The sequence below is a fragment of the Mycobacterium sp. GA-1199 genome (assembly GCF_001500045.1).
Classification (GTDB): Bacteria; Actinomycetota; Actinomycetes; order Mycobacteriales; family Mycobacteriaceae; genus Mycobacterium.
Genome location: NZ_LQIX01000045.1, coordinates 126,136 through 139,245 on the forward strand (window position 1 = coordinate 126,136; position 13,110 = coordinate 139,245).

13 protein-coding genes are annotated in these 13,110 nt (G+C 67.5%); 12 read left to right on the top strand and 1 reads right to left on the bottom strand.

Translation table 11 applies throughout. From position 1 onward, the window contains the following. Nucleotides 1–27: 27 nt before the first annotated feature. The 3 genes from AU198_RS20190 to AU198_RS26490 all read left to right on the top strand — a co-directional run bounded on the left by AU198_RS20190 (nucleotide 28) and on the right by AU198_RS26490 (nucleotide 2,359). Nucleotides 28–1,869 carry an alpha/beta hydrolase family protein gene (locus AU198_RS20190; protein ID WP_064350344.1) on the top strand — a complete coding sequence of 614 codons (1,842 nt, stop codon included), beginning with the start codon at nucleotides 28–30 and terminating at the stop codon, nucleotides 1,867–1,869. Between the two features lie 91 nt (nucleotides 1,870–1,960). Continuing rightward, complete coding sequence (locus AU198_RS20195; protein WP_064350345.1) at nucleotides 1,961–2,170, top strand: hypothetical protein; 210 nt, start codon at nucleotides 1,961–1,963, stop codon at nucleotides 2,168–2,170. 33 nt (nucleotides 2,171–2,203) lie between these two features. Continuing rightward, nucleotides 2,204–2,359 (top strand): DUF6131 family protein, encoded by a 156-nt coding sequence (locus AU198_RS26490; RefSeq protein WP_165595612.1) that lies wholly within the window; start codon nucleotides 2,204–2,206, stop codon nucleotides 2,357–2,359. Between the two features lie 16 nt (nucleotides 2,360–2,375). On the opposite strand, the gene AU198_RS20200 is transcribed toward AU198_RS26490, so the two are convergent. Further along, nucleotides 2,376–2,984 (bottom strand): SACE_7040 family transcriptional regulator, encoded by a 609-nt coding sequence (locus AU198_RS20200; RefSeq protein WP_064350346.1) that lies wholly within the window; start codon nucleotides 2,982–2,984, stop codon nucleotides 2,376–2,378. A 114-nt stretch (nucleotides 2,985–3,098) separates the two neighbouring features. Between AU198_RS20200 and AU198_RS20205 the strand changes: the two genes are divergently transcribed. The 9 genes from AU198_RS20205 to AU198_RS20245 all read left to right on the top strand — a co-directional run bounded on the left by AU198_RS20205 (nucleotide 3,099) and on the right by AU198_RS20245 (nucleotide 13,110). Continuing rightward, on the top strand, nucleotides 3,099–4,649 hold the full coding sequence (locus AU198_RS20205; RefSeq protein WP_064350347.1) for a carboxyl transferase domain-containing protein: 1,551 nt from the start codon (nucleotides 3,099–3,101) through the stop codon (nucleotides 4,647–4,649). A gap of 4 nt (nucleotides 4,650–4,653) precedes the next feature. Further along, entirely contained in the window at nucleotides 4,654–6,648 is a 1,995-nt protein-coding gene (locus AU198_RS20210) for an acetyl-CoA carboxylase biotin carboxylase subunit (RefSeq protein WP_064350348.1), read from the top strand. Between the two features lie 28 nt (nucleotides 6,649–6,676). Next, nucleotides 6,677–7,840, top strand: coding sequence for an acyl-CoA dehydrogenase family protein (locus AU198_RS20215; protein WP_064350349.1), 1,164 nt, complete (start codon nucleotides 6,677–6,679; stop codon nucleotides 7,838–7,840). Continuing rightward, nucleotides 7,840–8,328 carry a MaoC family dehydratase gene (locus AU198_RS20220; protein ID WP_064350350.1) on the top strand — a complete coding sequence of 163 codons (489 nt, stop codon included), beginning with the start codon at nucleotides 7,840–7,842 and terminating at the stop codon, nucleotides 8,326–8,328. Before AU198_RS20215 ends, AU198_RS20220 begins: the two co-directional genes overlap by 1 nt. After that, a complete protein-coding gene (locus AU198_RS20225) occupies nucleotides 8,328–9,137 on the top strand; it encodes an HpcH/HpaI aldolase/citrate lyase family protein (protein WP_064350351.1) in 810 nt (269 codons plus the stop codon). The genes AU198_RS20220 and AU198_RS20225 overlap by 1 nt, the downstream gene beginning before the upstream one ends. Nucleotides 9,138–9,365: 228 nt before the next feature. Further along, complete coding sequence (pdhA, locus tag AU198_RS20230) at nucleotides 9,366–10,475, top strand: pyruvate dehydrogenase (acetyl-transferring) E1 component subunit alpha (RefSeq protein WP_064350352.1); 1,110 nt, start codon at nucleotides 9,366–9,368, stop codon at nucleotides 10,473–10,475. A gap of 1 nt (nucleotide 10,476) precedes the next feature. Further along, nucleotides 10,477–11,544 (top strand): alpha-ketoacid dehydrogenase subunit beta, encoded by a 1,068-nt coding sequence (locus tag AU198_RS20235; RefSeq protein WP_064350353.1) that lies wholly within the window; start codon nucleotides 10,477–10,479, stop codon nucleotides 11,542–11,544. Then, entirely contained in the window at nucleotides 11,541–12,713 is a 1,173-nt protein-coding gene (locus AU198_RS20240; RefSeq protein WP_064350354.1) for a dihydrolipoamide acetyltransferase family protein, read from the top strand. Before AU198_RS20235 ends, AU198_RS20240 begins: the two co-directional genes overlap by 4 nt. Nucleotides 12,714–12,729: 16 nt before the next feature. Continuing rightward, entirely contained in the window at nucleotides 12,730–13,110 is a 381-nt protein-coding gene (locus tag AU198_RS20245; RefSeq protein ID WP_064350355.1) for a YchJ family protein, read from the top strand.

Sequence of the window (13,110 nt, forward strand, 5' to 3'; positions counted from 1 at the left end):
CAGGTTCGCAGAGTTTACGGCGCGTCCATGTCGCCGGACGCCACCGCGTTCGCACATCTGGTCGACGATGGTGGCTTTCCGCGCGCAGTGCAGCGTTTCCTGCGCGGCTGGCGGGCAAGCTCGTCGCGAGACGTCGATCTGCCGGTCGAAGGCCCGGTGACGCGGGTCCTGCATTCGGCCGACGGCCACTGGCTGGCATGCGAAGTCGCTCCAGAGGGCAGCACCCGCACCCAGATCTGGGTCGTGACAACCGATCCCGACGACCGTGACGCGCGCCGCATCGACTCGTGGGCGCCCGGGGCGCCCGAGGGCACCGCCGAGCTGATCAACTGGGACGGCATCCTGGTGGCGGCGATCCTCACCGGCGAGGACGGTGTCGGTAGCTCGTGCCTGATCGACCCGGCCACCGGCCACACCACCGTGCTCGACCGCCGCTCGGGCGGCCGTCTGGTCGACGCCTGGGCCGGTGCCGCGCTCGTGCGGGTCGGACCGCGCGGTTACCGGGACCTGATCATGCTGCGCGGACGCACCGAAACCGCACTGCTGCCATACGATCCAGGGTCGACCACCGACACCGGCGTCATCCTCGACGACCACTACGCGCGCCGGCTGCGCGCCGGGCTGGAAGGCGAGCTCACCAGGCTGTACCAGCCGGCGAGCACCTACGACGCAGACAGCACCGAAGGTTATGTGCGGGCCCTGGTCCGCAGCGAGAACGGTACCGAGCATGCGCGACTTCTCGAGGTGACGGTCACCGCCGACGGGGTGGCCTACCAGGTCATCGCCGAACGCCCGGGCTATGAACTCGACGAGTTCACCGTGAGCGATGATCTGTCGACCGTGGCGATCCTCTGGAACATCCACGGCGCCAGTGAATTACAGATCATCGAACGCACCGACTACACGCTCCAACCGCCGATCCCACTGCCGGGGATGGTGGCCAGCCAGCTGAGCATCAGCGCCGGCGGCTCGATGCTGGCCATGACCGTCGAAGGCCCGTCCACCCCGCCGACCGTCGAACTGGTCGACCCGCGTACCCGGGAGTGGGAGATCGTCGACCGCGAGCCCAGTTCCGGGCCGGTGTCGCCGGACCCGACGCTGGAGACGGTCACGGCGCGGGACGGTATGGAATTCACCGGGTGGCTCTTCCGGCCGCGCGACGGCGTCCCGACGATCGGCGCGATGCTGTTCCTGCACGGCGGCCCCGAGGGGCAGGGGAGACCCGGCTACAACGAGTTCTTCCCGGCCCTGCTCGAGGAGGGCATCAGCGTGTTCCTGCCCAACGTCCGCGGCTCGGGCGGTTTCGGCAGGACGTTCATGCACGCCGACGACAAGGAGCGACGTTTCGCCGCGATCAACGATGTGGCCGACGCGGTCGCCTACCTGGTCGAGCGTGACGTCGCGCGGGCCGACCGGATCGCCTGTTGCGGATGGTCCTACGGTGGCTACCTGACGCAGGCGGCGCTCACCTTCCACCCCGACCGGTTCGCGGCGGGAATCAGCATCTGCGGTATGAGCGATCTGAACACCTGGTACCGCAACACCGAACCGTGGATCGCCGCGGCGGCATATCCGAAGTACGGTCACCCGATCGGCGACCGCGAACTGCTGGAGCAGCTATCGCCGTTGCAACGTGTCGACGCGATGACCGCGCCGTTGCTGTTGGTGCACGGCGCCAACGACACGAACGTGCCCCCGAGCGAATCCCAGCAAATGTTCGAAGCGCTGCAGGCACTTAACCGAAAAGTGGAACTGCTCATGTTCGACGACGACGGACATGACATCGAGAGGCGCGAGAACCGCGCCGTGCTGGTCAAAGCCATGCGCGAGTGGCTGATTGCCGCTTTCCGCGAGCGTTCCGATTCGTGACCGATTCGTTCTCCGTAGCCACGTTTACCGAAATTGTCTGCCGGGTAAACGCTTCGCACGCGCCGATCGGGCGCGACAAAGGAGGCGCAGCATGCGAGGTGGCGGAATTCTCGGCGTTCTGGTGCTCGTTTGGTTGCTGATCGGCGCATTCGCCGCGTACCAACGCGGCTATTTCCAGACCAGTGAAACCAATTGTGCGACAGCGGGAAGCATCGCCCTGACGGTGGTGGTCGGTCCGCTGAACTACGCAGGTGTCAACCCCAAGGTTGAGAACTGCAACGTGCCCCAACCCAGCCAGTGACAACTGGCGCTTGATAATTCGAAAGGAACGCTAATGATCATCCTCGGAGCGATTCTTCTCATCCTCGGACTGATCTTCGGAATCAACATCCTGTGGACCATCGGCATCGTGCTCATGGTCATCGGAGCGGTGTTCTGGATTCTGGGGTCCATGGGCCGTCCCGTCGGAGGCAGGCGCGCCTGGTATTAACGGGGGCTAGAGGCGCCTAAGCGTCCCGCGCGGCCGAGGTCAGCGCCGCGACCGTCATCGCTTTCAAGACGGATCGCGGCCTGGCCTCGGCCGTTTTCGTGGCGCTGGACGGCAGCGCGTGAGGCGTGGAGTTCAGCAACCCGAACGTCGCATGGGCCATCAACCGGGCATCGGCCTCCGCCAACGAGTCGTCCAACCGCCGGAGCACATCGACCCAGATTTCGACATACTGCCGTTGCGCCCGGCGCACCTGCCGTTTGGCCGCGGGTGGCAGATTCGCGAGATCACGATCCTGAATGCGGATGAGATCGGACTCTCCGAGGGCGAAGTCCAGGTGGAAGTCGATCAGGCCGTCCAGCGCGGAGGCGGGATCGTCGGCGCGCGCAACGACCTCGGTGGCGCCGGCCAGCAGTCGGGTGCTGATGCCGACCAGTAACTCGACCAGCAACGCCTCCTTGTTCGGGAAGTGCCGATAGATCGCCGGCCCGCTGACGCCGGCCGCCGCACCGATATCCTCCAACCGCACCGCGAGGTAGCCCCGTTCGGCAACCAGGCGTTCCGCCGCAGCGATCAATTGGGATCGCCGGTCCGACTTCGCCTTGCTGCGTTTGGTGCTCGCAGGCATCTCAGGGACTGGAGTTGAAGACACCGCGCCTCCCGCCCGCCTGTGGACATCTGAGTTAATCGTGACTAACATACCACCAGTTATTCGTCATTAACTCAACGAAATGGGTTTCCGATGGCATCGCGGCCTTCACATCGCGAGGAACATCTCGCGCTGGTCGACGAATTGCGTTCCAAGCTCACCGCGGCCGCCCTCGGCGGGCCCGAGCGGGCCCGCGAGCGTCACGTCAGCCGCGGCAAGCTCTTGCCGCGCGACCGCGTCGACGGCCTGCTGGACCCGGGCAGCCCCTTCCTCGAGCTGTCGCCCCTGGCCGCCGACGGCATGTACGACGACGCGTGTCCGGGAGCGGGCATGATCACCGGGATCGGTCGCGTATCGGGACGCGAATGTGTGATCGTCGCCAACGACGCAACCGTCAAGGGCGGCACCTACTATCCGATCACGGTCAAGAAGCATCTACGGGCTCAGGAAGTCGCGGGCCAGAACCGGTTGCCGTGTATCTACCTGGTCGACTCGGGAGGGGCGTTCCTCCCGCGCCAGGACGAGGTTTTCCCCGATCGCGATCATTTCGGCCGAATCTTCTACAACCAGGCCAATCTGTCAGCCCAGGGAATTGCGCAGATCGCCGCGGTGCTCGGATCCTGCACTGCCGGTGGCGCATACGTGCCCGCGATGAGCGACGAGGCCGTGATCGTGCGCAACCAGGGCACCATCTTCCTCGGGGGCCCACCCCTGGTGAAGGCGGCGACGGGTGAGGTGGTCACCGCCGAGGAACTGGGCGGTGGTGACCTGCATTCGAAGACCTCCGGTGTGACAGACCATTTGGCGCACGACGACCGCGACGCACTACGCATCGTGCGCCGCATCGTCGCTACCCTGGGTCCGCGCGAGCCGCTGCCCTGGGACGTCCGGCCGACCGCGGACCCGGTGGCCGATCAACACGAGCTCTACGACGTGGTGCCAGTGGACTCACGCGTTCCCTACGACGTGCACGAGGTCGTCACCCGCATCGTCGACGGTGGCGAGTTCGCCGAATTCAAGGCCGAGTACGGCAGTACCCTGGTCACCGGATTCGCCCGCATCCACGGGCATCCGGTCGGCATCATCGCCAACAACGGCGTGTTGTTCGGTGAATCTGCCCTCAAGGGAGCCCATTTCATCGAGCTCTGCGACAAACGCAACACTCCGCTGGTCTTCCTGCAGAACATCTCCGGGTTCATGGTCGGCCGCGATTACGAAGCGGGCGGCATCGCCAAGCACGGCGCGAAGATGGTCACTGCGGTGGCGTGCGCGCGGGTGCCGAAGTTGACGGTGGTGATCGGCGGCTCGTACGGGGCGGGCAACTACTCCATGTGCGGGCGCGCGTATACGCCTCGTTTCCTCTGGATGTGGCCCAACGCCCGCATTTCGGTGATGGGCGGGGAGCAGGCCGCATCGGTGCTGGCGACCGTGCGCGGCGAGATGACCGCCGAGGAGGCGGAGAACTTCAAGGCGCCGATTCGCGCGCAGTACGAGCACCAGGGCAATCCGTACTATTCGACGGCCCGGCTGTGGGACGACGGGGTGATCGACCCCGCCGACACCAGAACGGTTCTCGGACTGGCACTCTCGGCGGTCGGTCAGGCGCCGCTCGAGTCCATCTCCTACGGCGTGTTCCGGATGTGAGGACATGAACTTCGATACCGTCCTTGTCGCCAACCGAGGCGAGATCGCCGTGCGCGTCATCCGCACACTCCGGGCCATGGGCATCCGATCGGTCGCGGTGTTCAGCGACGCCGACGCGGGTGCACGTCATGTCGCGGAGGCCGACGTCGCGGTGCACATCGGACCGTCGGCGGCCAGGCAGAGCTACCTCGACATCGAGGCCGTGGTCTCAGCGGCCCGGCGCACCGGCGCCCAGGCCGTGCATCCGGGTTACGGATTCCTCTCGGAGAACGCGCAGTTCGCCACGGCACTACAGGACGCGGGAATCGCGTTCATCGGTCCGCCGGTCGGCGCCATCCAGACCATGGGCGACAAGATCGCGGCCAAGGCGGCGGTGTCGGCGTTCGGGGTTCCGGTGGTGCCCGGCGTTTCGCGTCCCGGCCTGTCTGACGACGACCTCGTCGCCGGCGCCGACGAGGTCGGTTACCCCGTGCTGGTGAAGCCCTCGGCCGGTGGCGGCGGCAAGGGCATGCGGGTCGTGCACGAGTCGGGCGAATTGCCCGCTGCGCTGGCCGGCGCGCGCCGGGAGGCGGCCGCTGCGTTCGGTGACGACACGCTGTTCCTGGAACGGTTCGTGTTGAATCCGCGCCACATCGAGGTGCAGGTGCTCGCCGACGGCTACGGGAACGTGGTGCATCTCGGCGAACGCGAATGCTCCCTGCAACGCCGCCATCAGAAGGTCATCGAGGAGGCGCCGTCACCGCTGCTGGACGAGGCGACGCGGGCGAGAATCGGTGCGGCGGCGTGCGACACCGCGCGCAGCGTCGACTACACCGGGGCGGGCACCGTCGAGTTCATCGTGTCGGCCGACCGGCCCGACGAGTTCTTCTTCATGGAGATGAACACCCGCCTTCAGGTCGAGCACCCGGTCACCGAGATGGTCACCGGGATCGACCTCGTCGAACAGCAGCTGAGGATCGCCGCGGGGGAGAAGCTGTCGATCGCGCAGGACGACATCTCGATGAGCGGGCACGCGATCGAGGCCCGGGTCTACGCCGAAGACCCCGGACGCGGGTTCCTGCCCACCGGTGGCCGCGTTCTGGGTCTCGCCGAGCCCGAGGGCGTTGGCATTCGGGTTGATTCGGGGTTGGCGCCGGGTTCGGTGATCGGCAGCGACTACGACCCCATGCTGTCGAAGATCATCGCGCATGCCGCCGACCGAGCGGCGGCCCTTCGGGCGCTCGATCGGGCGCTGGCGCACACCGCGGTATTGGGTGTCACCACCAATGTCGAGTTCCTGCGGTTCCTGCTCGCCGATCCCGACGTCGCGGCGGGCCGCCTCGACACCGGTCTCCTGGATCGTCGCAGCCCGGACTTTCGCCCCGCGACCGCCGAGGACGTCGACCTGGTCGCCGCCGCGGCGTACATATGGCTGCGCTCGTGGCCGCAACCGGTCAGAGACCTGTGGGCGGTCCCCTCGGGTTGGCGAATCGGTCGCCATGCGCCGACGACGTACCGGCTGCAGTCCGGTGAGCGCGTCGACCACGTTCACCTCACCGGCACACCGTCGGCGGGCAGTGCGGCGATCGAGGACGGCCGGCCGCGTCCGCTGTCGGTATCGCCGGCCGGCGAGCGACTTGCGGTCACCTTCGACGGGGTCGTCACCGACTACGTCGTGGTCGCCGACGACCACCGGATCTGGCTTGCGGGCGGAGGCCGCACCGTCGCGGTCGACGAGGTCCGCGAAGCGCCCGTGCGACCCGACGACGCGCACAGCGGTGACGCGGAACTGACCAGCCCGATGCCGGGTTCCGTGGTGGCCGTGGGGGTGGCCGACGGCGATCGGGTGACGACGGGCACCGTCGTGGTGACCGTCGAGGCCATGAAGATGGAACACGCGCTGAGCGCGCCGGTCGACGGCGTGGTGGAACTCCTTGTCGCCGAAGGTGATCAGGTCAAGGTAGGGCAGCCGCTGGCGAAGGTCATCGCGGACCCGACCGTCGAGAAGGAAGAATCATGAGCCCAGCGAGGAGCGGAGCGGATCGCGCATGAACAACGTCTTAGCCACCGGGACACTTCCCGACCATTACGAGCAGCTGGCCAAGACGGTCCGCGACTTCGCCCAGAGTGTGGTGGCGCCCGTCGCCGCCAAACACGACGAGGAACACTCGTTCCCGTACGAGGTGGTCGCGGGAATGGCTGACATGGGGCTGTTCGGCCTGCCGTTCCCCGAGGAGTACGGCGGTATGGGCGGCGACTACTTCGCGCTGTGCCTCGCGTTGGAGGAACTGGGCAAGGTCGACCAGAGCGTGGCGATCACGCTTGAGGCGGGGGTGTCGCTGGGCGCGATGCCGGTGTACCGGTTCGGCAGCGAGAAGCAGAGGCAGGAATGGCTGCCGCTGTTGGCGAGCGGTAAGGCGCTCGGCGCGTTCGGCCTCACCGAGGCCGGCGGCGGTAGCGATGCCGGCGCCACCAAGACCACCGCCCGTCTCGACGACGGCCACTGGGTCATCAACGGCTCCAAGCAGTTCATCACCAATTCGGGCACCGACATCACCAAGCTGGTGACGGTGACGGCGGTGACCGGCGAGAAACCCGATGGGAAGAAGGAGATCTCGTCGATCCTGGTTCCGGTGCCGATCGACGGTTTCACCGCTGAACCGGCGTACAGCAAGGTCGGCTGGAACGCCTCCGACACCCATCCGTTGAGCTTCGACGACGTGCGTGTGCCGGAGGAGAATCTGCTCGGTGAGCGCGGTCGGGGGTATGCGAACTTCCTTCGCATCCTCGACGAGGGCCGCATCGCGATCGCCGCGCTGTCGGTGGGCGCCGCGCAGGGGTGTGTCGACGAATCGGTCAAGTACGCCAAGGAACGCGAAGCCTTCGGCGCCGCCATCGGCAGCTATCAGGCGATCGCCTTCAAGATCGCGCGCATGGAGGCCCGAGCGCACGTCGCCCGCACGGCCTACTACGACGCCGCCGCGCTGATGCTGGCCGGAAAGCCGTTCAAGAAGGCGGCGTCCATCGCCAAGATGGTGGCCAGCGAGGCCGCGATGGACAACGCCCGCGACGCCACCCAGATCTTCGGCGGCTACGGCTTCATGAACGAATACTCCGTCGCGCGGCACTACCGCGACAGCAAGATCCTCGAGATCGGTGAGGGCACAACGGAAGTGCAGTTGATGCTGATCGGGCGGGAGCTGGGCCTGTGATGAGTGAGAAGAAGATAGTCGTCCAGCGCGGGTTGTGGTACGAGGAGTTCGAGCCCGGCGTGCTCTACCAGCACCGGCCGGGACGCACCATCACCGAGGCCGACAACGTCTTGTTCACCACGTTAACGATGAACACCCAGGCATTACATCTGGACGCCGCGTTCTCCGATGCCTTGCCGCCGTTCAACCAGCGGCTCGTCAACTCGATGTTCACGCTGTCCACCCTGGTGGGTCTTTCGGTCGCGCAACTGACGCAGGGCACCATCGTGGGCAACCTGGGATTCGGCGAAATCGCTTTTCCGAAGCCGCTTTTCCACGGCGACACGCTGTACGCGGAGTCCGAGGTGCTCGAGAAGCGTGAGTCGAAGAGCCGGCCGGGTGAGGGCATCGTGACGTTCTCCCACGTGGGCCGCAACCAGCACGGTGACGTCGTCGCGACCGCGTCGCGCAAGACCATGGTGCGCAAGCGCCCGGAGGGAGAGGCGTAGTGGCGCTCGCGACGGGACCCGCGTGGCTGTTCTGCCCGGCCGACCGCCCGGAACGATTCGAGAAGGCCGCAGCGGCAGCCGATGTCGTGATCCTCGACCTCGAGGACGGTGTCGCCGCCAAGGATCGGGAGGCCGCTCGCGCGGCACTGATCGAGACGCGCCTCGACCCGGACCGGACGGTGGTGCGGGTCAACCCCGCCGCCACCGCCGATCATCCGCTCGACCTCGAGGCGCTCGAAAAGACCGACTACACCACGGTCATGCTCGCCAAGACCGAGGATCCCCAGCAGGTGCGCGACCTGGCGCCGCGCAACGTCGTGGTGTTGATCGAAACCCCGCTCGGGGCGCTCGCCGTGACGGATCTGGCGCGCGAGGACAACACGGTCGCGCTGATGTGGGGGGCCGAGGATCTGTTCGCGGTCACCGGCGGCACCTCCAACCGCTACCCCGACGGCAGCTACCGCGAGGTGGCGCGGCACGTGCGATCGCAGACGCTGCTATCGGCCAAGGCCTACGGTCGGCTCGCGCTGGACTCGGTGTACCTCGACATCAAGGACCTCGACGGTCTGCGCGGCGAGGTCGACGATGCGGTGGCCGTGGGCTTCGACGTGAAAGTCGCGATCCATCCATCCCAGGTCGCGGTGATCCGCGAGGGTTACACGCCGACGCCCGATCAGGTGCAGTGGGCGAAAGCCGTTCTGGCCAGGGCGGCCAACGAGCGCGGTGTGTTCGCCCACGACGGAGTGATGGTCGACATGCCGGTGCTTCGGCGCGCCGAACGCATCGTCGCCCTGGCCCCGCGCGACTGACGCGACGCCGCCGCGACACGTCTGCTCGAAGAATCGGCGATCGCCGGGGCGAAGGCATAATGGTGGAAGCCCCAGCACTGCGGCGAGCAGAGCGCATCGTCCAGCCAGCGCCCCACCCCGGCGGTGGCTGACAGCCTCTACACCAGAGGACTTGCTCGACCCGCCCCCGCGCTGAGCACCTCAGTCGCCTGACGGCGCGATCCGCCGTCAGTGACCCTAGGAGGCGGTATGGCAGGGACCGTTTCGGCACCCCTCGAGTCGCGAGACGTCGAGCTGGAGCCGGTTCAACTGATCGCCCCGGACGGGACGCCGACCTCCTCGAGCGCGGCCTCCCGATACCGCCGAGACCTTCCACCCGAGACGCTCGCCTGGCTCTACGAGACCATGGTGGTCACCCGCGACCTCGACGGCGAATTCGTCAACCTGCAGCGCCAAGGTGAACTGGCGCTGTTCGCGTCCTGTCGGGGCCAGGAGGCCGCACAGATCGGCGCCGCGGCGTGCCTGCGCAAGACCGACTGGCTGTTCCCCCAGTACCGCGAGATCGGCGCCTTTCTGGTCCGGGGCATCACGCCGGCGCAGATCGCCGCCGTGTGGCGGGGAAAGTGGCACGGCGGACTGGGCTTCACCGACAAATGCGTCGCCCCGATCGCGATCCCGATCGGCACCCACGGGTTGCATGCGGTCGGTGCGGCAATGGCGGCCCAGCGACTGGGCGAGGACTCGGTGACGCTGGCGTTCGTCGGCGACGGGGCCACCAGCGCGGGCGACGTCCACGAGGCGCTGAACTTCGCCGCGGTGTACCGGACGCCGTGTGTGTTCCTCGTCCAGAACAACCAGTGGGCGATCTCGGTGCCGGTTTCTGCGCAGATGGCCGGGCCGTCGATCGCGCATCGCGCCATCGGTTACGGAATGCCGGGGGTCCGCGTCGACGGCAACGACGTGCTGGCGTGCTTCGCCGTCACCGCTGAAGCCGCGCACCGGGCCCGCGACGGCGGCGGTCCGACGCTCATCGAGGCCGTCACCTATCGGATGGGCCCGCACACCACCTCCGACGACCCGAACCGGTACCGCAGCCCCGAAGAGGTGCAGCAGTGGGCGGCCCGCGACCCGATCGCGCGCTACCGGACGTATCTGCAGTCGGCCGGAGTGTGGACCGAACGGCTCGAGGAGCGGGTCAGGGCCAGATCGAACCGACTGCGCGTCGAATTGCGGGACGCGGTCGTCGGTGCCGAGGACTTCGACGTCGCCGAGGTGTTCGACGCGGTTTACCACGACATCACTCCCGACCTCGCCGCCCAACGCGAGCAACTCGCCGCCGAACTCGCGAAGGAGGCGTGACATGACGCAGATCATCGAGCGGCCACCGATGTTCGGCGGGGACGAACCGCGCGATCCGCTCTTGACGCCGGTTCCGACGGTCACCGAAACGCCCACACTGACCATGGCGCAGGCCATCAACCGCGCATTGCACGACGCGATGGCGTCCGACGAGCGGGTGCTGGTGTTCGGTGAGGACGTGGCGACCCTGGGCGGCGTCTTCCGGGTCACCGAGGGCCTGGCCGAAACCTTCGGTGCCCAGCGGTGTTTCGACACCCCACTGGCCGAGTCGGCGATCGTCGGGATTGCGATCGGAATGGCCGTCCGCGGGCTGATCCCCGTGCCCGAGATCCAGTTCGACGGGTTCGCCGCACCGGCTTTCGACCAGATCGTCAGCCACTTGGCGAAATACCGGACCCGCACCCGCGGCGACGTCGACATGCCGGTGACGATCCGCATCCCGTCCTTCGGGGGAATCGGCGCGGTCGAGCACCATTCCGAGTCCACCGAAACCTACTGGTTGCACACCGCGGGTCTGAAGGTTGTGGTGCCCTCGACGCCGTCGGATGCGTACTGGCTGCTGCGGCACTCGATCACCAGCCGCGACCCTGTCATCTATCTCGAGCCCAAGCGCCGGTACTGGGTCCGCGAACCGGTCGACACCTCGACACCCGGCCTTCCGCTGGGTCGGGCAGCGGTACGGCGCAATGGCACCGACGTCACCGTGGTGACCTACGGCCCGCTGGTGGCCACCGCGCTGAACGCGGCCGACATCGCCGCCGAGCAGCACGGCGCCAGCCTCGAGGTGATCGACCTGCGTACGCTCAATCCGCTGGATTTCGAGGCGATTTCGGAATCGGTGCGCCGCACTGGCCGGGTCGTCGTGATGCACGAGGGGCCGCGCACGCTGGGGTTCGGCGCCGAACTGGCGGCACGCATCTCAGAGGAGCTGTTCTACGACCTGGAGGCCCCGGTGCTGCGGGCGACCGGATTCGACACACCGTATCCGCCCGCGCGGCTCGAGAAACTCTGGCTGCCAGGGGTCGATCGACTGCTCGACTGCGTCGAACGAACGCTGGAGAAGCCATGACAGTGATGGACTTCCTGGTGCCCGACCTCGGCGAGGGTCTCGAGGACGCGACGATCACCGCGTGGAGCGTGGCGGTCGGCGATGACGTCGAACTCAACCAGACGCTGTGCACGGTCGAGACCAACAAAGCCGAGGTCGAGATCCCCAGCCCGTACGCGGGCACAGTGGTCGAACTGGGCGGGCGGGAAGGCCAGACGCTACCGGTGGGCGCGACTCTGGTGCGCATCGCGACCGACGCCGAACCGCCTGCCCAGAAGCGCAAGCCCGTGCTGGTCGGCTACGGCACCGACGCGGCGATGGACCAGAGCAGGCGAGCGGCGGCGCCGCCGCACCGCGTCCGCGCCAAGCCGCCGGTGCGCAAGTTGGCCGCGGAGCTGAATGTGGATCTGGCGGCGCTGACGGGCTCCGGGCCTGACGGTGTGATCACGCGCGAGGACGTACTCGCCGCGGCGGGTAGGTCCGCGCCGAGTCCCGACATGGTGACGGTGAGCGGCGTGCAGGCCGAGATGGCGCGTCGAATGACGATGTCCCGCAAGCAGATCCCCGATGCACACACCGGCGTGCAGGTGGACGGGACCAACCTGCTGCGGCTGCGCGATCACCTGCGCGACCGAGCCGATCAGGACGCGCCGATCACGCCGTTCGTGCTCACGCTGCGACTGCTGACCATCGCGCTTCGGCATCACCCCACCTTGAACGCCACGTGGGTGGACACCACCGACGGTGCTCAGATTCATCTGCATTCGGCGGTGCACCTCGGGTTCGGTGTCGCGGCACCACGTGGCCTGTTGGTGCCCGTCGTCAGTGATGCCCACCTCAAGACCACTCGTCAACTCGCTGACGAGGTGGCACGGCTGATCCGCGGTGCGCGCGCCGGCACGCTGAAACCGACCGAACTGCAGGGCTCGACGTTCACCGTGTCGAACTTCGGCGCGCTCGGCCTCGACGACGGGGTGCCCGTCATCAACTATCCCGAAGCCGCCATCCTCGGCGTCGGCTCGCTCAAACCTCGCGCGGTCGTCGTCGACGACGCCGTCGTCGCGCGGCCGACGATGAACCTCACCTGCGCGTTCGACCACCGGATCGCCGACGGTGCGCAGGTGGCGGCGTTCCTGTGCGAACTGCGCGACCTCATCGAAGCGCCGGAGACGGCATTGCTCGATCTGTAGCGGGCATGATTCGGCCATGGCGCAAGGCGACAACTGTCCGTGCGGCAGCGGTGAGGTGTATTCCGCATGCTGCGAACCGCTGCACGACGGTGCACGCGTCGCGGCGACAGCCGAGGAATTGATGCGTTCGCGCTACGCCGCGTTCGCCAAAGGTGTCGGGGATTACCTCTTTACAACGTGGCATCCACGGACGCGGCCACCCGATGTCACCGTCGATCGCGAGATGGCCTGGACCGGGCTCGAGATCAGCGATGTGGTCGCGGGCAGTGAAGGCGACCAGCACGGCCAGGTCGAGTTCACGGCCCGGTACATCCACGCGGGCCGGGCAGGGGCGATGCACGAACGCAGTCGGTTCGAGCGCCGCGCGGGCCGGTGGTTCTACGTCGACCGCGTCTAG